Raw genomic sequence first — 18,915 nt, 5'->3', positions numbered from 1 at the left:
ACCAGGGTGACTAATTCGTACCGATCTTCGCCAGCAGGTCCACGATGCGGCCCTGCACCTCCGCGGTGGTGGACCGCTCGGCGAGGAAGAGCACGCTCTCGCCGGAGGCGAGCCGGGGCAGTTCGGCCTCGTCGATGCCGCTGGTCGTGTAGACGACCAGCGGGGTGCGGTTCAACTGCCCGTTGGCGCGCAGCCAGTCCACGATGCCGGCTCGCCGCCGCCGGACCTGCATCAGGTCCATGACCACGAGGTTCGGCTGCATCCGGGTCGCCAGTTCCACCGCGTCGGTGTCGGCACCGGCCCGGCCCACCTGCATGCCGCGCCGTTCCAGGGCGGCGGTGAGGGCACCGGCGATCGGGTCCTTCTCCTCGATGAGCAGGACCCGCGAGGGGTGCTGCTCGCTGTCGCGCGGTGCGAGTGCCTTCAGGAGTACGGCCGGATCCGCGCCGTACGCCGCCTCGCGCGTGGCGTGACCCAGCCCGGCCGTCACCAGGACGGGCACCTCGGCGGCCACCGCGGCCTGGCGCAGTGACTGCAGGGCGGTGCGGGTGATCGGCCCGGTGAGCGGGTCGACGAACAGGGCGGCGGGGAAGGCGGCGATCTGCGCGTCGACTTCCTCGCGGGAGTGCACGATCACCGGCCGGTAGCCGCGGTCGCTGAGTGCCTGGGTGGTCGCGACGTCCGGGGCGGGCCACACCAGGAGCCGGCGCGGATTGTCCAAAGGCTCCGGGGGCAGCTCGTCGTCCACGGGCTGCGGCACGGGCCGGTTGACCACTTCGACGGCCCCGCCGGGGCCGTCCAGCGGTTCCGGACCCTCGGCTGCACCGGCTTCGGGGGCCCCTATGGCGAAGGCGCGGCCCTGCGGCGCGGGCTCGGCGAGCCTGCGCCGCCGCCCCGATCCGCCGGCGGTCCCTGCGGTGGCCTCCGCCTCCGCCCCGGGTGCGGTGGCCGGGCCCGCTCCGGCCGCGGCACCGGGGTCCACGCTGATGCCCTGGCCGAGGGTCCGGACGCTGATGGGCTGCGCCGGGTCCTTCGGCCGGCGGGCCGCCGGTACCGGGACGGGCGCGGCGGAGTCGTCCTCCGGAGCAGTCCGGGCAGCCGGGACCGGCCAGGCGGCGCCAGGACCGGTACCGGTGCCGGGTCCGGCGGCAGGAGCCGGCACCGGGACGGCAGCAGGCCCCGCTGCCGGGACCGGCCCGCCGGCCGGAGCGGGCCCCGTACCGGGCAGGGCGCGCCGCCGGCCGGTGGGCTGGTGGGCCTGGGCGGGAGTGTGATCGCCGGGCCCGGTGTTCTCGGCGGCGGCCTGGTGGGAGTCCTCCGCCTCAGGGCTCCCGAGTACCCGGCGGCCACGCCGCCCGCCGGGCGTGGCGGCTCCGGCGGCCACCGGGCCGGCCGGGGGTGTCGTGGGGGCCGCGGGAGCAGCGGGGGCGGCGGGCGTCGTGAGGTCGGGGAGCGGAGCGGACGCGGGAGCAGGGCCCACGGTGAAGCCGCTGCTGGGCAGGGGCACCAGGCCGGATGCTTCCGGGCCGGGGGCCGGGGCATCGCCGGGACGGGCCGATGCGCCTGCTGCGACGCCGCCGGCGGCGGAGGTACCGGAGCCCGGAGCAGAGGTGCCCGCCGGGAAATCGGTGCCCGGGACCGGGCCGAGAGCGGGCTGGGCCGGGCCCAGCGCCCGGCGCCGTCCGGCCGGGGCCTCGGCGGGCGGCAGCGCGGGCAAGGCCCGGCCGTCACCGTCACGGCCGCGTCGCCGTCCGGTGCCCAGCCCGGCGGGGTCCACCGGGGACTGCGCGAGCTCCGGCCCGGCGGGTTCGGCCGGGGACGGCACCACTGCTCCGGCTGCCCGCCGCCGCCCCGAGGGCAGTGCGAGCGCACCCCCGCCGGACTCCGGGGCCGGGCTCGGTTCCTCTTCGTCCAGGAAGGCGTCGACCCCGCGCCGGCCGCGCCGGCCGGAGCCCTGCTCCGACTGCGATCCGGGTGTCCGCGGCTCCCGGGGCCCCTTGGCCGTGGCCCCCGGTCCCGCCCCGGCTTCCCGGTCGGGCTCCGCCTCGGGTTCCGGGTCGGGCCGGGTGACCGTCCCGGCCCCCGCGCCCAGCGGCAGCTCCAGGACGTACGCACCGCCCGGCGCACCCGGCACCTCGACGGTCTGCAGCACCCCGCCGTGCGCGGTCACGATGCCCCGCACGATCGGCTCGTGCACCGGATTCCCGCCCTCGTACGGCCCGCGTACCTCGATCCGTACGACCTCGCCGCGCTGCGCCACCGCCACCACGATCGTCGAGTCCGTGTAGCCGCTGCCCGCCGGGGTCTTGCCGGTGGCGTCGACCCCGGCCACATCGGCGATCAGGTGGGCGAGCGCGATGGCGATCCGCTCCGGGTCGATCTCCGCCTCGATGGTCGGCGCGTGCACCGCGAACTGGGCGCGCCCCGGGCCGATCAGCTCGACCGCGGCGTCGACGCCGGCCGTGACGACCCCGTCGATCAGCACCGTCTCCTTGGCGAGCTTCTCGCTGCCCGAGTCCAGCCGCTGGTAGCCGAGTACGTTGTCGACCAGCGTGGTCATCCGCGAGTAGCCCGCGGCCAGGTGGTGCAGCAGCTGGTTCGCCTCCGGCCACAGCTGGCCCGCGTCGTCCGCCGCCAGGGTCGCCAGTTCGCCGCGCAGCTCCTCCAGCGGCCCGCGCAGGGCGTCGCCGAGTACCGCCAGCAGCTGGGCGTGTCGCGCGGCCAGCGCGTCGTACGGCCGCCGGTCGGTGAACGTCATCACCGCTCCGACCAGCTGTTCACCGTCCCGGACCGGCGAGGTGGTGAGGTCCACGGCGACCGGCTGGCCGGCCTTGTTCCACAGCACCTGCCCGCGCACGCGGTGCTTGCGCCCGCTGCGCAGGGTGTCGGCGAGCGGGGATTCCTCGAAGGGGAACGGGGAGCCGTCCGCCCGGGAGTGCTGGATCAGGCCGTGCAGCTCGCGGTTGCCGAGGTCCGTGGCCCGGTAACCGAGGATCTGTGCGGCGGCCGGGTTGACCAGGACCACCCGGCCGTCGGTGTCGGTGCCCACCACGCCTTCGGCGGCGGCCCGCAGGATCATCTCGGTCTGCCGCTGCGAGCGGGCCAGCTCCGCCTCGGTGTCGACGGTGCCGGAGAGGTCACGGACGACGAGCATCAGCAGCTCGTCACCGGTGTAGGAGTGGTGCGGCTCCCGGTAGGCGTCCCGGCCGTCCAGACTCGCGCTGGTCACCTCGACGGGGAATTCGCTGCCGTCGGTCCGGCGTGCCGTCATACGGGTGGGTTTGGTGCGCAGGCCGTCTTCGTCGCCGGGGCGGCGCATGGAGCCGGGGATCAGCTTGGAGTCGAACTCGGGCAGCAGGTCGAGCAGCCCGCGGCCGACGAGCCCGGTTCCGGGGCTCTCCATGACCTCGAGCGCGATCGAATTCGCGTTGACGACGGTGCCGTTCGCGTTGACGAGCAGCAGCGCGTCCGGCAGAGCGTCGAGTATTGCTGCGAGGCGAGCAGCGCCTCGGGATGGCCTGCTGCTCACGACGAGCTTCCTCCCTGACCACGACTACCGGCATGTCACGGGAGGAGTCTAAGGCCACCTTCCGCGCCTGGGGCGGCGGATCGGGGGCCCGATCCCGGTGCTCCCCGAATCCTCCCTGGTCAGGAACGCGGACTCGGAAGGACAGGTTCCAAGTCATGCCAGCGCTTGATCTCGCAACCGTTCTTCCGGTGGAAGGCGGCATCGACCTCGCGTCCGTGCCAGGTACCGGTGATCCGGGCGACGGCGCGTCCGCCGTACTCCGCGGTGCAGATCTGGTCCGCGGAGACGGCCGAGAACGGGTTCTTCCCGGCCTGGTGGAAGCGGTCGAGCCGGGCGCACGCCCGTTTGGCCTCCGGGTGGGTGCCGCCCACCGGGTCACACTCCAGGGTGTACGTGCCGTTGGCGGCACGGGAGGGGCCGTTGTGCTCCACGGTGACGGTGAGCCGGTCCGGCGGTGGTGTCAGGAGCCCGCCGAGGGGGAGGGGCGGCAGGGGGCCGCCGGCGGCCATGGCCGCGAGGGCGGAGCCGGTGGCGAGGGCAACGAGACGCATCAAGATCTCCAGGGTCGGCGGTCCGGTACGTCGGGGAGGGTGGGCCGGGGGTGGTGCGCGTACGCCTGCCCAACGAGGACCCCGCCTGGACGTTCCGGTGACCGGCGCCGAAAGGCTTTGCTCTCGTGCCGCCGCGCCTAGTACCGTGGGACCGGATTGGTGACCGGCCCCGCGCCTGTGTCATCATCTGCACGCACCCTCGTACGCGGGGGTGTGCTGGAGGCGTCGCCTAGTCCGGTCTATGGCGCCGCACTGCTAATGCGGTTTGGGGCTTACCCCCCATCGAGGGTTCAAATCCCTCCGCCTCCGCTTGAGTGATCACCGAAGCCCCGGTCCTGACGGACCGGGGCTTCGGTCGTTCCGGAACCCCGCCAGAAGAGCTGTTTCCGCAGGTCAGGGGTGGTTTGGATAACGGATTTCGCGTCACGGCGAGGTCCATGTATTGTTGTTCTCGCAAGGCCAACGGGGCGAAAAACCCCGGGAAGCACAAGCACTCGTAGCTTAACGGATAGAGCATCTGACTACGGATCAGAAGGTTGCAGGTTCGAATCCTGCCGAGTGCACAGCAGGCCGGAGGCCCCAAGGAGAGATCCTTGGGGCCTCTAGCTTTTGTGAAATGGGTGAGGGCGCGCCCCTGACGCCGCCCCTGCCCGGCTGTGGTCAGTGCGGATCCGGCGGTGCGGCGAGCAACCCCGACCGGGCAATGAGCACCCCGAGCTGCACGCGGTTCGCGCTGCCGAGCAGTTCGGCGAGGTGCGCGATGTGCTTGCGGCACGTCCGCACGCTGATTCCCAGACGCTGGGCCACGATCTTGTCCGCATGCCCCTCCGCCAGCAGCCGCGCGATCGCGAACTGGCGCTCCGAGACGCCCTTGGGCCCGGGGAGGGCGGGGGCCGAGGCCTCGAAGGGCAGGGCCTGGTGCCAGAAGCGTTCGAAGACGGAGATCAGGTAGTCGACCAGCGCGGGATGCCGCAGTTCGAGCGCAACACGACGGTCGGGGCTCGCCGGCACGAAGGCGACCGTGCTGTCCATGATGATCATCCGCTGCGGTACGTCGCCCACACTGCGCACCTCGAACGCGTCTCCCAGCGCCGCCATGAAGGCGCGCAGCGCCGGGTTGTGCAGCGACGCCCTGCCGTACACGCTGCGGGTGTGCACCCCGCGCTCCCGCAGTCGCAGATGTCGCGGCAGCGCCTCCTCGAGGATGGACTCGCAGCGGGTCCTGGGTTCGATGCACAGCAATTCCCGCTCACACGCGTGGGTTGCCCTCTCGATCGCCGCATTGATCCGGGCGACCCCCTCCAGCACCACGATCCCGCCCGCATCAACGGCCGGCGACGTGTCCCCGAGTGCCTGGAACTGCTCCAGCGACCGGGCGACCTTCGCCTCCCGCAATCGCTGCGCATGGATCTCCGCATCGATGTCCCTGAGCGCCACGTGCAGCGCGACAGCGGGATCCGTCGGCCGCAACCACTCCATCGCCTGCGGATCGGGGTGCAGCAACCCCAGATCGATCAGACAAGGCACCCGGGCCGCTTCCTCCCGTCGGACACGGCCCCGACGCAGCGCCGCTGCGTAGACCTCGCTGCCCGCCTCGCACAACTCCTCCAGACCATGCGTGTGCTGAACCCGCGTCATTCCCACCCCGTCGGCACGGCATCGCCGATCGGATGCCGGCGTGCCCAACACAAGATCCTACGAGGCCCGTTGGCGGGTGCGGCGGCTGGACGAGGCCCGGCGTCAGTCACCGCGCGGATGCCAGGCGCGGGCCTGCCGGGCAGCGACAGTGGCTGCCCACAGCCACATGAGGACGCTGACCACCAGGACGATCCCCGCCGCCGACCAGAGCAGTTCACGCGTGATGTAGGACTCTCCGTACGCGGTGACCGGGGCTGCCAGGCCGGCCGCGACAACGCTTCCGACAAGACCTGCCAGGGCCAGTGGGGTGAGGACGGACCACGCCGCGCTCGCATGGAAGACGCGCAGGCCGCCGGTGAGGACGGAGAGGGGAGCGAGCGCACGTCCGTGGCGCAGGAATTCCGCCATGGCGCTGAGGCCGGCGGTCACGGCGAGCACGGCGATGCCGGTCACGCCGAGGAGGGTGCTCCACCGCCCCTGGTCCCGGTTGGGGATTCCGGCGGTCAGCTGCTCCTCGCCCGGAGTGCGGACTTGTGCACCGCGGGGGAACACCTCGTAGGACAGCTTCTTCACGGCCGCGGTGGAGACGTCGTTTCCGTCGCGGTGCAGGATGACGAGGGGGAAGTTCGCTTCGGGGGACGCGGCGCGCTGTGCGATGCCGTGGGTGTCGGTGCGGTGGATGTCCAGGATCAGTTCGCCGTGCGGGGTCCATCGGATCAGTTCTTGCAGCCGGGGGTCCTCGGGTACTCCGGTGATGCGGCTTGTGCCGGCGGGGCAGGGAAGCCGCAGGGCGGCGAGGGCGGGGCAGCCGGCGTACAGGGTCATGGGCATGTCGGCGCCGTCGGCCGGCGGGACGAGCAGGACGGCTTCGGCGTTCGGCAGGCGGTCCAGGAAGGCGGTCATTTCCGCGGTGGTCACGTCTCCTTTGGCGCCGACCGTGAGGGCGCTGCGGCCGATGCGGTCGAGGGTGTGCCGTGCCCCGGCGCTCTGTGAGCCGAACAGGCCCTGCCAGGCGACCGCCTGCATCAGGATGATGAGGGCCACCGTGACACCGGTGACCACCCGGGCGGTGGCACCGGGGTGGGTTGCGGTGCGGCGTCCAGCGACGAGGGTGCCGGGCAGCCCGTGGGCCTGCCCCCGGCGGGTGAGGATCCGTCCGCCGGCTGCCGTGACGGTTGCGACGGCGGCGGGCAGGGTGAGGGTCGTGGCGGCGATTCCTGCCCATCCGATGGGGATGCGCCAAGGGGAGCCCTGCCCGGCGAAGCCGGGGCCGTACAGCGCTATGAGGAACATGACGGGGAACAGTGCGGCGATGCGGGGCAGCCAGACGGAGGGGGCCTCGCTGTGGGGGCGCGTTCCGTGGGCGCTCCGGCGTGGTGCGAGGTCTGCGGTGACGACTACCGCAAGGACGGTCAGCAGCGCCATGACGGGGGTCAGAGTGATCAGCCGGCCGTGTTCGATCAGGTGCGCGGACGACAGGATGTAGTCGGTGTAGGGGATGTGGGTGTCGTGCAGCAGGGTCGTGGTGACGGCTGCGGCGCCGAGGAGTGCACCGATGAGCACCGGGTGGCCTGCTTCGCCGAGGGCGATGAGGGCTCGGTCCCTGCGCCGTCCCCCGAGTGCGGAGACCAGGGCGGTCCTGCGGTCGCGGGCGTGGGCGCCGGTGCGTGCGGCGACGAGGAGGAGGACGAGGCCCGGCAGGAGGAGCATGCCGGCCACAGCAGCCTGGAACATCCATTCGGCCTTGTCGTCCTGTCGTCCCGAGCCGGGTTCAAGGCCGGGCATGATCTCGCCGTCGGCAGGGCCGAAGCCGGTGATGACCTCGCTCGGCAGCTCCGCACTGAGGCCGCCGCGCGGCCGGACGTAGGCGAGCCATTCGGTGGGCTCGTCCAGGCCGGATGCCTGGATGGTGCCGGCGAGCTTGCCGTATCGGTTGTCGATGTCCTCGTCCGCGCCGGCCTTCCTGAGGGCCGGTGACAGGACTGCCTCGCCGGGGGCGGGCCAGCGCTCCACTCCGGGCGGCAGCGGCGCGTCGCCCTGGAGCGGCGCCAGGTACACGACGCTGAAGCGCCGTTCGCCGTCGAGCGCGTCGGATCCCACAAGCCACGCGGTGGAACCGGGATGGCCTTCGCGTGCCGTCACGACGGGGGTTCTGGCGGTGCGCTGTTGTTCCTTGCCCGTGTACACGGCGTGGACCGCGACCAGGCTGCCCATGGCGAGGGTGAGGACCAGGGTGGCGAGGAGGAGGGCGACGAAGCGGGTACCGCCGGCTTCCGCCTTCCGGCCGGCGGTGCGTCCGACGGTGAGGAGCTGACGCACCAGTCCTCTCGTGGTGGTGGCCATCAGCGTGCCTCTCCCGCGATGGCCGGTTCGAGGGTGCCGGCGGTGAGGTGCAGGGTGCGGTCCGCGCGGGCGGCGATGCCCGGGTCGTGAGTGACCAGGAGGAGTCCGCAGGAGTACTGCCGCGGCAGGTCGAACAGCAATTGGGCGGTCCTGTCCCGGGTTTCGGTGTCCAGGGCGCCGGTCGGCTCGTCGGCCAGCAGGAGGGCCGGCTCATTGATCAGGGCGCGGGCCACCGCTGTGCGCTGCCGTTCTCCGCCGGAGAGTTCCTGGCTGGTCGCCGCCCGTGGCACGCCGAGGTCATCGAGCAGGCGCTGCGCGCGGTCTCGCACGTCATGCCGGCTGCGGCGGGCGAGGAGGGCGGCGAGGACGACGTTGTCCAGCGGGCTGAGTTCCGGGAGGAGTTCACCGAACTGGAAGACCATGCCGATCGACTGGGCGCGCAGTCGGGCACGCTGGGAGGTGCGGAGGCGAGTGGTCTCGGTGCCGGTGACGGTGATCGTTCCCTTGTCCGGGGCGATGAGGCCCAGCACGCAGGACAGGAGGGTGCTCTTCCCGGATCCGGACGGCCCGGTCACGGCGATCGATTCGCCTGCGCACAAGGACAGGTGGAGGCCGTCGAACAGCGTTCGTCCGCCGATCCGATGACCGAGCCCGGTGACCTCCAGTACCGTCCGCGTGTCTGCGGCGGTGTCCTGTGCTGCCCGCATAGAGGTGGTTGTCCTCACTGTGTTGTAGGTGTCCGGGAACGCAGATGCGGTGGGGCGTTCTGCGCGCCGCCCCACCGCATCACTGCGTTCTAGAAGCCGTCACCGGGCCGGTCGTCATTGCCGCAGGTGTCCGGGGTGAGCCAGAGGTCGACGCACGCAGTCACCTTGCGGACATAGTTCGACTCGTCCATGCCGCTGCGGACGGTGGTGCCGTTGCCGTTGGAGTTGTTGAGGCGCAGGCCGGTGTTGTTACGGCGGTCGTACAGGGTGAAGACGGAGTAGCCGTCGCTTGCGGTGTCCTTGATGGCGACCTGGCCGTTGGTGCCGTGGCTCCAGGCCTTTGTGCCTATGCCCGTCGAGTCCAGGTTTTCCCCGGCGCCGGCGAATGCCTGTCCGGCCCCGGACAGTGCGAGTACGGCTGCGCCGCCCACCAGGATCCTGGTTGCAGTTTTGCCGATGGACATGAGTACTCCCCGTGTTGGTCGATGCACTGCTGAATACGCGGACGGACGCAGTGGCGGCTCTTCGCTCACCGTCCCGGCGCCGTAGGCCTCTGCGCCGGCCGCCGCGTGATCGACTCTCTCTCGGTCGCGGCGCAGCCACCACCGTCATGTTGTTGCACTGCAGGAAGCTGAGCCGTGCAGTTGTTGCCGCCCCGGCTACCGGGGCAGGCCGGTCACCGACAGCACCAGGGAATAGAGCGATGTGGTGGCCGTGATGAACATGCGGTTGTTCTTCGGGCCGCCGAAGGCGATGTTCGAGACCGGTTCCGGGATGCGGATCCGGCCGATGAGGTCGCCGTCCGGGGCGTAGCAGTGCACCCCGTCCTCCATGGCGGCGACCCACAGCCGGCCCGCGTCGTCGAAGCGGATGTTGTCGAACCGGGCCCCTGTGCGGTCTGCGGGGGCCTCGGTGAAGACCTTGCCGTCGGAGAGGGTGCCGTTCTCGCGGACCTCGAAGACCCGGATGTGGCCCGCCCGGGTGTCGGACACGTACAAGTGGCGTTCGTCCGGGGAGAAGACCAGGCCGTTCGGGCCGGCGAAGCCGTCCGCGGCGAGGTGGACCTCGCCGGTCGAGGGGTCGGTCCGGTAGACGTTGCAGGCGCCGATCTCGCTCTCCGCCCGGTGGCCCTCGTAGTCGCTGGTGATGCCGAAGTCCGGGTCGGAGAACCAGACCGAGCCGTCGGAGCGGACCACCGCGTCGTTGGGGCTGTTCAGCCGCTTCGTTCCGTAGTGCGTGGCGAGGGCGGTCACGGTGCCGTCCGGTTCGGTGCGGGTGACCCGGCGGTTGCCCTGTTCGCAGGTGATCAGCCGGCCCTGCCGGTCGAGGGTGTTGCCGTTCGGGTGGCCGGCCGGGGACCGGAACGGCCCGACGGTGCCGGTCGGTTCGTCCCAGCGCAGCAGCCGGTCGTTGGGGATGTCGCTCCACACCAGTTGGCGCCAGGCGGGGAGCCAGAGCGGGCCCTCCGCCCAGCGGCAGTCGTCGTGGAGGCGCTCCAGCCGCATGTCGCCGTTGGCGCAGCGGCCGGTCAGGAAGCGGTCGTCCAGGATCTCGTACAGATCAGGGTCGACTATGGAGGATGTCGTCATGCAGAGCTCCTGATGTTCTGAATGATGTTCGGTCGTGACCGAGATTGCCGGATGCGGTACGGTCCTGACAAGGGTCCAGCGGAGGAGAACCATGGATGGCATCGACCGGGCGATCGTCGTGCGGCTGCAGCAGGACGCCGGACAGTCGTACGCCGCCCTCGGCGCGGCCGTGGGGCTGTCGGCCGGTGCCGCGCACGAGCGGGTCCGCAAGCTGCGTGAGCGCGGGGTCATCCGCCGTACCACCGTCGATGTGGATCCGGCGGCCGTCGGCAGCGGGGTGCTCGCCTTCGTGATGGTCGACTCGAACGCCTGGATGGGTGACTCCGGCGGGCAGTTCGCGGCCATCGACGAGATCCAGGAGGCGCACATCATCGCCGGCAGTGCCTCCGTGCTGGTGAAGGTGCGCACCGCCACCACCGGGCAGCTCCAGGACGTGCTGCGCCGGCTCTATGCCATCGAAGGGGTGAGCGGAACCCAGGCGACCGTGGCCCTGGAGACCTTGTTCGAGCGCCCGCTGCCCCTGTGACCTCCGTGATCTGGCGCTGCACCGGGCCGCGTTGGAGCGAGGGCCGGCCCGGGATCGGCTGGTACGCCGAGCAGCGCGGCGAGCGGACCAGCCTCCTCGCGTACGGGCAGCGGCTCGCCTTCACCGGAACGGGGCAGCGCACCTGCCTCGGGGTGTGGCGGGGCGGGCGGCGGACCCCGTGTCCCACGGCCGCCGTGATTCCGTCCCGATCCGCAGGTGCGCAGTGCGCCGACTGTGCCCGGCTGGACCGCTCCTTCTCGGTGGCCGCCGACACCCGGGCCGACGACCCCCGCCCCTACCGCGTCTACCTCGCCTGGTTCGGGCCGGGTCTGATCAAGGTCGGGATCACGGCCGAGGAGCGGGGTCCGGCCCGGCTGCTGGAGCAGGGCGCGGTGACCTGGACCTGGCTCGGGCGGGGGCCGCTGATGGCTGCCCGGCGGACCGAGGAGCTGCTGCGGGCCGCCCTCAAGGTGCCCGACCGGATCGCCTACGCGCGCAAGCGGACCGTCCGGGACCGGCTGCCGGACGCCGCCGGGCGGGCCGGGGAGGTGGCCGGGCTGCACGAGCGGGCGGCTGCCCTGGCCGGCTGGCCGGAGACCCTGGAGCGGCTGCCCTGCGGGATCGTCGACCATGCCGGGGTGTTCGGGCTGGCCGGGCTGCCCCGACCGGACCGGCAGCCCGATCGGATGACGGCGGGAGGCACCGTCGCGGGGCTGCTGGTGGGCGCGGCGGGACCGGATCTGCACTTCGCCGACGGGCTGGTCATGGACGCCCGGCTGCTGGCCGGATGGGTGCTGGCCGCCGCCGGGCCGGATGCGGTCACCACCGTGCCGGTGACCGGCCTCGCCGGGGAGGAACACGCCGAGCAGGAAGGGCTGTTCTGAGGACTGCACCGGACGGTGGCGGTGAAGGTCAAATCTTGGATCCCTTTGCGATCAACGGGTGGTTTGCGGTGGACACGGCCGACCCCCGCCGCGGAGGGTGGGGGCATGAGCAACCAGCCCATACAGGCATTCGAACCGCCCTATCTGATGGCCGTGTTCACCTCCGTCCGCACCGAAGGCGGCAGCGGCTACACCGAGACCGCCGCCCGGATGAGCTCCCTGGTCAAGGAGATCCCCGGCTACCTCGGCCACGAGAACGCCCACACCCCCGGCGGGCTCAGCATCACCGTCGGCTACTTCCGTGACCAGGAGGCCCTCGACGCCTGGCGCACCAACCTGGAGCACCGGGAGGCCAAGGCCCGGGGCGTCAAGGAGTGGTACGAGAGCTACACCCTGCACGTCGGGACCGTGGAGCGGAGTTCCGGCTTTGTCCGGGGACGCTGAGGCGGCGGCCCGGACGGCAGCGGCCGTCCGGGCGTTCACCGGCCGCCTCGGCCTGCCCGGGCTGGTCGACGTGCACACCCACTTCATGCCGGAACGGGTCCTGGACAAGGTCTGGGACTACTTCGACGCAGTGGGACCGCTCACCGGCGTGGCCTGGCCCATCACCTACCGGCACGAGGAGGAGGAACGCGTCACCCTGCTGCGGCAGTTCGGCGTCCTCGCCTTCACCTCCATGCTCTACCCGCACAAGCCCGCCATGGCGGCCTGGCTGAACTCCTGGTCGGCCGATTTCGCCGCCCGGACCCCGGACTGCCTGCACACCGCGACCTTCTTCCCGGAGGACGGGGTGGAGGGATATGTCCGGCGGGCCGTCGAGGCCGGGGCGCGGGTGTTCAAGGCACACCTCCAGGTCGGCGGGTACGACCCGAACGACACCCGGCTGGAGCCGGCCTGGGGACTGCTCGCCGAGGCCGGGATCCCCACGGTGATCCACTGCGGATCGGGGCCGGTGCCGGGCAAGCACACCGGGCCCGAGCCGATCGCCCGGCTGCTCGGCCGCCACCCCCGGCTCCCGCTGATCATCGCCCATATGGGCATGCCGGAGTACGAGGACTTCCTCGACCTCGCCGAGCGCCACCCCGAGGTCCGCCTCGACACCACCATGGTCTTCACCGGCTTCTCCGAGCGTCTCGCCGGCTTCCCGCCGGCCGCCCTCGGCCGGCTCGCCGCACTGGGCGACCGGATTCTCCTCGGCACCGACTTCCCGAACATCCCCTACCCGTACGAGCACCAGCTGGACTCCCTGGAGCGGCTCGGCCTGGGCGACGACTGGCTGCGGGCGGTCTGCCACGACAACGGCGCCCGGCTCTTCCCGCCCCGCTGACAGGTTTCTCAGAGGATTCACAGGAACCGGCAAGAGGGCTCTCAGAGGCGGGGGCGAGCGTGGTCGCCATGACTGCGACGACCACCTCCACCGCGTCCACGTCCCTCTCCACGCCCCATGCCGGGTCCCTGGTCCGCCCCGACGGCAGCCCCTGCCGGATCCTTGTCGTCGACGACGAGGCCGCGCTGTCCGAGCTTCTCTCCATGGCCCTGCGCTACGAGGGCTGCGAGGTGCGCAGCGCCGCCGACGGGGCGGCGGCCGTGCGGGCGGCCCGGCAGTTCCGGCCGGATGCCGTGGTCCTCGACATCATGCTGCCCGACATGGACGGACTGGCCGTCCTCGGGCGGCTCCGCAGGGAGCTCCCGCAGGTCCCGGTGCTGTTCCTGACCGCCAGGGACTCGGTGGAGGACCGGATCGCCGGGCTGACGGCCGGCGGGGACGACTACGTCACCAAGCCGTTCAGCCTGGAAGAGGTGGTGGCCCGGCTGCGCGGGCTGGTCCGCCGCTCCGGGGCCGCCCAGGCCGCCCGCGGCGCTTCCGTCCTGGTCGTCGGGGATCTGCGACTGGACGAGGACAGCCACGAGGTCAGCCGGGGAGGCCAGGAGATCCACCTCACCGCGACCGAGTTCGAGCTGCTCCGCTATCTGATGCGCAATCCGCGCCGCGTGCTCAGCAAGGCACAGATCCTCGACCGGGTCTGGTCCTACGACTTCGGCGGCCAGGCCAATGTGGTCGAGCTCTACATCTCCTACTTGCGGCGCAAGCTGGAGAGCGGGCCCGGCCGCAGCCCGATGATCCACACCCGCCGTGGAGCCGGATACCTGATCAAGCCGGGCGAGTAGTGCCCCGCAAGCCGTTCCGGAACAGGTCCCTGCGGACCCGGCTGGTGGTGTCCGCGGTTGCCCTGATCGCCGTCGTGGGGGCGGCGATCGGGGCGGTCACCACGCTCGCCCTGCGCTCCTACCTGGTGAACCAGCTGGACGGGCAGCTGCGGACGGCCGTCGAGATGTCCCTACGGGGTCCGGGCATGAAGCCCGGGCGGGCGGCCCCCGAGAACTCCCTGCTCAGCCTGCCGCCCGGGGCCCCGCTCGGTACCGTCGCCATCCGGCTGGACTCCGAGGGCAGGAGCGTCGCAGCCGCCCGTACGGTGGCCGAGGACGTGCCCACCCTCGATCACCGGGCTCCGCTCACCCCGGCCCAGACCGCCGCCCTCGAGGGGGCCGCCCGCGAGGCCGCCGGGCAGGCAGTGAACCGGGAACTGCCCGGGCTGGGCCGGTACCGGGTGCTGGCCGCCGCCGACGGCTCCCTCGCCCTCGCCTTCCCGCTCGCGGGGGTCGACTCCACCGTGAACACCCTGATCGCCGTCGAGGTCTGTGTGACCGTGGCCGGGCTTATCGCAGCCGGCCTGGCCGGGCAGGCCCTGGTCGGGGTCGCACTGCGCCCGCTGCGGCGGGTCGCCGCCACCGCCACCCGGGTCTCCGAACTCCCGCTGCACAGTGGTGAGGTGGCCCTGCACGAGCGAGTACCGGAAGCCGAGGCCGATCCGCGTACCGAGGTCGGCCAGGTCGGTGCAGCCCTCAACCGGATGCTGGGCCATGTCGGTTCGGCCCTCAGCGCCCGCCAGGAGAGTGAGACCCGGGTCCGGCAGTTCGTCGCCGACGCCAGCCACGAGCTGCGTACCCCGCTCGCCTCCATCCGTGGATACGCCGAACTCACCCGGCGGGGCCGGGAGGAACCCGGACCGGACACCCGGCACGCCCTGGGCCGGATCGAGTCCGAGGCCGCCCGGATGACCGGGCTGGTGGAAGATCTGCTGCTGCTGGCCCGACTGGACGCCGGCCGGCCACTGGACCGCCAGGACATCGATCTGGCACCTCTGGTCGTGGACGCGGTCAGCGACGCCCGGGCGGCCGGCCCCGGCCATCACTGGCGGCTCGAACTCCCCGACGAGCCCGCTCCGGTCCACGCCGATCCGGCCCGGATCCAGCAGGTGCTGGTCAACCTCCTCGCCAACGCCCGCACCCACACACCGGCCAACACCACTGTTACTGCGCGTGTTTCACGTGAAACGTTTGCCGTGCACCTCCAGGTCGAGGACGACGGCCCGGGCATTCCCCCCGCCCTGCTCCCCCATGTCTTCGAGCGTTTCGCCCGTGGAGACGCCTCCCGATCCCGGCATGCCGGCTCCACCGGCCTGGGACTGGCCATCGTCCAGGCCGTGGTCACGGCACACGGCGGCCAGGTCGGGGTCCACAGCGAGCCCGGCCGCACCTGCTTCGACGTCCGGCTGCCCCTGGGATATCCCTCGACCCCAGGCCATCGGCCGGCGGACAGCTCACAGCCGGACCACAGGCTCAGCACACAGCGGTGACAGGCCGCCCCGCGAGGGTCTGGGCATGCCAACCGACACCTCTCCGGCCGGCGCCTTGCCGGCCACCGGCTCCCTGCCGGCCCGGGCGCCGCTCGCCGCCCGGCCCGGCGAGCCCGTACTCGACGTGGTGATCCCGGTCTTCAACGAGGAGAAGGACCTCGGGCCCTGCGTCCGCCAGCTGCACGAGCATCTGACCCTCACCTTCCCGTACGCCTTCCGGATCACCATCGCCGACAATGCGAGCACCGACCGCACTCCCGAAGTGGCGAGCGCGCTCGCCGCGAGCCTGAACGGCGTACGCGGCATCCGGCTGGAGGAGAAGGGCCGCGGCCGAGCCCTGCGGACCGTGTGGTCCCGCTCGGAGGCGCCCGTCCTCGCCTATATGGACGTGGACCTCTCCACCGACCTCAACGCCCTCCTCCCGCTGGTGGCCCCGCTCCTCTCCGGGCACTCCGACCTGGCCATCGGCACCCGGCTTGCCCGCAGCTCCCGGGTGGTGCGCGGGGCCAAGCGGGAGTTCGTCTCCCGCGCCTACAACCTGATCCTGAGGTCGTCGCTGGCCGCCCGGTTCAGCGACGCACAGTGCGGGTTCAAGGCCATCCGGCGGGAGGTCGCCGAACGGCTGCTGCCGCTGGTGGAAGACTCGGGCTGGTTCTTCGACACCGAACTGCTGGTGCTCGCCGAGCGGGCCGGGCTGCGCATCCACGAGGTGCCGGTCGACTGGGTCGACGACCCCGATTCGACCGTGCACCTGGTCCGCACCGCCACCGAGGACCTCAAGGGCGTCTGGCGGGTGGGCCGGGCCCTGGCCGTCGGCGCGCTGCCGCTGGACCGGCTCGCCCGCCCCTTCGGCGACGACCCCCGGGACCGGCAGCTGCCCGGTGTCCCCCGCGGCCTGGCCCGCCAGCTCCTCGGCTTCTGCGCGGTCGGCGTGCTCTCCACCCTCGGCTACCTGGCCCTGTACACCCTCTTCCGGCTCGGGACCGGGGCACAGACGGCCAATGCCGCCGCCCTGCTGCTCTCCACGATCGCCAATACGGCGGCCAACCGGCGGCTCACCTTCGGGGTCCGCGGCCGTGACCGGGCCCTGCGCCACCAGGCCCAGGGCCTGCTGGTCTTCGGCATCGGACTGGCCCTGACCGGCGGCTCCCTGGCCGCGCTGAGCGCCGCCACCGACCACCCCGCACACGGCACCGAACTCGCCGTGCTGATCACCGCCAATCTCGCGGCCACCGTGCTGCGCTTCCTGCTCTTCCGCGCCTGGGTCTTTCCGGAGCGCCGGACCCCGCACCCGAAGGACACCCGATGACCACGGAACGCCCCCGCTGGGAGCGCCCGGCCCTGGCCGCCCTGCTCCTGGGCACCGCCGCCCTGCTGCTCTGGAACCTGAGCGCATCCGGCTACGCCAACTCCTTCTACTCCGCCGCCGTTCAAGCGGGCAGCGAGAGCTGGAAGGCGTTCTTCTTCGGCTCCTCGGATGCCGGGAACTCCATCACCGTCGACAAACCACCTGCCGCGCTCTGGCCGATGGCCCTGTCGGTACGGCTCTTCGGGCTGGGCTCATGGCAGATTCTGCTGCCCCAGGCCCTGATGGGCGTGGGCACCACCGCCGTGCTGTACGCCTCGGTGCGACGGCAGTTCGGACCGGGCCCGGCGCTGCTGTCCGGCACCGTGTTCGCGCTGACCCCCGTGGCCGCGCTGATGTTCCGGTTCAACAACCCGGACGCCCTGCTGACCCTGCTGCTCACGGTGGCCGTGTACTGCGTGCTGCGCGCACTCGAGGGCGCGGCCACCCGGTGGCTGGTGTGGGCGGGAGTGGTCCTGGGCCTCGCCTTCCTGACGAAAACCCTGCAGGCCTTTGTGATCCTGCCACCGCTGGCCGTGCTGTACGCCGTCTGCGCGCCGACCCGGCTGCGCCGGCGGCTGGGCCAGCTGGGACTGGCCGGGCTGGCGATGGTGGTGGCCGGCGGCTGGTGGGTGGCGATCGTGGAGCTGTGGCCCGCGTCCTCCCGGCCGTACATCGGCGGCTCGCAGACGAATTCCTTCCTGGAGCTGACCTTCGGCTACAACGGGCTCGGCCGGCTCAACGGGAATGAACCGGGCAGCGTGCGGGGCATGGCGGTCGAAGCCGGCGGGCCCGGCGGGTACGGGTTCCCCGACGGTTACGGGCCCCCCGGCGGGTACGGGGCCCCCGCCGGACGCGGAGGCGGTGGCTGGGGGGAGAACGGGATCGACCGGCTGTTCTCGACCGGGGTGGGCGGACAGATCTCCTGGCTGCTCCCCGCAGCCCTGATGCTGCTGGTGGCCGGCCTGATCGTCACCTGGCGGGCCCGGAGGGCCACCGATTCGCTGGAGGGCATGGCCCGGGCGGCCTTCCTGGCCTGGGGCGGCGCGCTGCTGATCACCATGGTGGTGTTCAGCTGGATGCAGGGCATCTTCCACGAGTACTACACGGTGGCGCTGGCGCCCTTTGTGGCGGCGCTGGTCGGCATGGGCGCGGCGGTGCTGTGGGAGGAACGGCACGGCCTTGCCGCCGCTGCCACCCTGGCGGGCACGGTGGCGCTGACCGCCTGGTGGTCGTACGTCCTGCTGGGACGGTCGCCGGACTATCTGCCGTGGCTGCGCTGGACCGTGCTGGGCGCCGGGCTCGTCGCGGCGGCCGGACTGCTTGCCGCCGGACGGCTGGGGCGGGGCCTCACGCTGAGTGCGGCGGCACTGGGCCTGGGCGCGGTGCTGGCCGGGCCGCTGGCGTACTGCCTGACCACGGTGAACACGGGACACACGGGCTCGATCGTGACGGCGGGTCCGGCGGTCGAGGGCGGTATGGGCGGCCGGGGGCCGCGGTTGGTGCGGGCCGGCGAGGGGCCTGTGCAGGGGCAGGCGCAGGCTCCGGCGCCGGGCCAGGGCCGGGGTCAGGGCCGGGGGCCGGGCCAGGGCCAGGGACAGCAGGCCGGGGGGATGCCGGGCGGGGCACCCCGGATGATGCCCGGCGGCGGGCCCGGTGGTGAGGCGGCCGGCGGACCCGGTGGTCCCATGGGCGGGCTGCTGAACGGGGCCCGGGTCGATGCGAAGGTGACCGCGCTGCTGCAGAAGGACGCGGACCGGTACACCTGGGCGGCGGCCACCGTGGGCGCGCAGAACGCCGCGAGCCATCAGCTGGCGAGCAAGCGGCCGGTGATGCCGATCGGCGGGTTCAACGGGAGCGATCCGTCGCCGACGATGGCGCAGTTCCAGGAGTACGTGCGCGCCGGGAAGATCCACTACTTCGTGGGCGGCGGCGAGGGCACGCGGGGTGCCGGGCTGACCGGTTCCGGAAGTGGTGAGATCGCGGAGTGGGTGGCGGAGCGGTACCAGGCAGTGGAGGTGGGAGGGGTGACGCTGTACGACCTGACCGCACCGAAGGCCTGACGGTCCGGAAGCTGCGCGGGATGGGGGAAGGGGCGGTGGGCA

At 72.4% G+C, this 18,915-nt stretch carries 15 protein-coding genes and 2 tRNA genes; 10 read left to right on the top strand and 7 right to left on the bottom strand.

The genetic code is table 11. The annotated features are described in order from the left end of the window. Positions 1–10: 10 nt before the first annotated feature. On the bottom strand, positions 11–3,529 hold the full coding sequence (locus tag DEJ50_RS15930) for a PAS domain-containing protein (RefSeq protein ID WP_150208656.1): 3,519 nt from the start codon (positions 3,527–3,529) through the stop codon (positions 11–13). A gap of 119 nt (positions 3,530–3,648) precedes the next feature. After that, positions 3,649–4,080 (bottom strand): SSI family serine proteinase inhibitor, encoded by a 432-nt coding sequence (locus DEJ50_RS15925; protein ID WP_190344529.1) that lies wholly within the window; start codon positions 4,078–4,080, stop codon positions 3,649–3,651. Positions 4,081–4,298: 218 nt separating this feature from the next. Here DEJ50_RS15925 and DEJ50_RS15920 point away from each other — a divergent pair. Beyond that, positions 4,299–4,389 (top strand) — tRNA-Ser (locus DEJ50_RS15920). 181 nt (positions 4,390–4,570) lie between these two features. After that, positions 4,571–4,643, top strand: a tRNA-Arg gene (locus DEJ50_RS15915). A gap of 97 nt (positions 4,644–4,740) precedes the next feature. Here the strand turns inward: DEJ50_RS15915 and DEJ50_RS15910 are convergent. The 5 genes from DEJ50_RS15910 to DEJ50_RS15890 form a co-directional block, all read right to left on the bottom strand. After that, on the bottom strand, positions 4,741–5,718 hold the full coding sequence (locus DEJ50_RS15910; RefSeq protein ID WP_150208654.1) for a helix-turn-helix transcriptional regulator: 978 nt from the start codon (positions 5,716–5,718) through the stop codon (positions 4,741–4,743). 102 nt (positions 5,719–5,820) lie between these two features. After that, on the bottom strand, positions 5,821–8,061 hold the full coding sequence (locus DEJ50_RS15905; protein ID WP_150208653.1) for an ABC transporter permease: 2,241 nt from the start codon (positions 8,059–8,061) through the stop codon (positions 5,821–5,823). After that, positions 8,061–8,768, bottom strand: a complete 708-nt coding sequence (locus tag DEJ50_RS15900) for an ABC transporter ATP-binding protein (protein WP_150208652.1) — start codon at positions 8,766–8,768, stop codon at positions 8,061–8,063. The genes DEJ50_RS15905 and DEJ50_RS15900 overlap by 1 nt, the downstream gene beginning before the upstream one ends. Before the next feature lie 89 nt (positions 8,769–8,857). Next, positions 8,858–9,232 (bottom strand): hypothetical protein, encoded by a 375-nt coding sequence (locus tag DEJ50_RS15895; RefSeq protein ID WP_150208651.1) that lies wholly within the window; start codon positions 9,230–9,232, stop codon positions 8,858–8,860. Between the two features lie 195 nt (positions 9,233–9,427). Continuing rightward, a complete protein-coding gene (locus tag DEJ50_RS15890; protein WP_150208650.1) occupies positions 9,428–10,357 on the bottom strand; it encodes an SMP-30/gluconolactonase/LRE family protein in 930 nt (309 codons plus the stop codon). A gap of 91 nt (positions 10,358–10,448) precedes the next feature. Between DEJ50_RS15890 and DEJ50_RS15885 the strand changes: the two genes are divergently transcribed. From DEJ50_RS15885 to DEJ50_RS15855, 8 genes are all read left to right on the top strand, one after another. After that, positions 10,449–10,883, top strand: a complete 435-nt coding sequence (locus DEJ50_RS15885; RefSeq protein WP_150208649.1) for an Lrp/AsnC family transcriptional regulator — start codon at positions 10,449–10,451, stop codon at positions 10,881–10,883. Between the two features lie 5 nt (positions 10,884–10,888). Next, complete coding sequence (locus DEJ50_RS15880) at positions 10,889–11,767, top strand: DUF2797 domain-containing protein (RefSeq protein WP_150212163.1); 879 nt, start codon at positions 10,889–10,891, stop codon at positions 11,765–11,767. 105 nt (positions 11,768–11,872) lie between these two features. Continuing rightward, the gene (locus DEJ50_RS33955) at positions 11,873–12,211 is read left to right on the top strand and encodes an antibiotic biosynthesis monooxygenase family protein (protein ID WP_190344525.1); all 339 of its coding nucleotides are present in this window, start codon (positions 11,873–11,875) and stop codon (positions 12,209–12,211) included. Beyond that, the gene (locus tag DEJ50_RS15875) at positions 12,195–13,094 is read left to right on the top strand and encodes an amidohydrolase family protein (RefSeq protein ID WP_190344523.1); all 900 of its coding nucleotides are present in this window, start codon (positions 12,195–12,197) and stop codon (positions 13,092–13,094) included. The genes DEJ50_RS33955 and DEJ50_RS15875 overlap by 17 nt, the downstream gene beginning before the upstream one ends. A 68-nt stretch (positions 13,095–13,162) precedes the next feature. Continuing rightward, positions 13,163–13,936 carry a response regulator transcription factor gene (locus tag DEJ50_RS15870; protein ID WP_150208647.1) on the top strand — a complete coding sequence of 258 codons (774 nt, stop codon included), beginning with the start codon at positions 13,163–13,165 and terminating at the stop codon, positions 13,934–13,936. 47 nt (positions 13,937–13,983) lie between these two features. Then, positions 13,984–15,465 (top strand): sensor histidine kinase, encoded by a 1,482-nt coding sequence (locus DEJ50_RS15865; RefSeq protein WP_411757610.1) that lies wholly within the window; start codon positions 13,984–13,986, stop codon positions 15,463–15,465. A gap of 25 nt (positions 15,466–15,490) precedes the next feature. Next, entirely contained in the window at positions 15,491–16,774 is a 1,284-nt protein-coding gene (locus DEJ50_RS15860; RefSeq protein WP_150208645.1) for a bifunctional glycosyltransferase family 2/GtrA family protein, read from the top strand. After that, positions 16,771–18,873, top strand: a complete 2,103-nt coding sequence (locus DEJ50_RS15855) for a glycosyltransferase family 39 protein (protein ID WP_150208644.1) — start codon at positions 16,771–16,773, stop codon at positions 18,871–18,873. The genes DEJ50_RS15860 and DEJ50_RS15855 overlap by 4 nt, the downstream gene beginning before the upstream one ends. The last annotated feature ends 42 nt before the right edge of the window (positions 18,874–18,915 follow it).

The organism is Streptomyces venezuelae, from assembly GCF_008642295.1.
Lineage (GTDB): Bacteria > Actinomycetota > Actinomycetes > Streptomycetales > Streptomycetaceae > Streptomyces > Streptomyces venezuelae_C.
The sequence above is the reverse complement of the archived record's forward strand: the minus strand, read 5'-3'. Positions and strand labels throughout refer to the sequence as shown.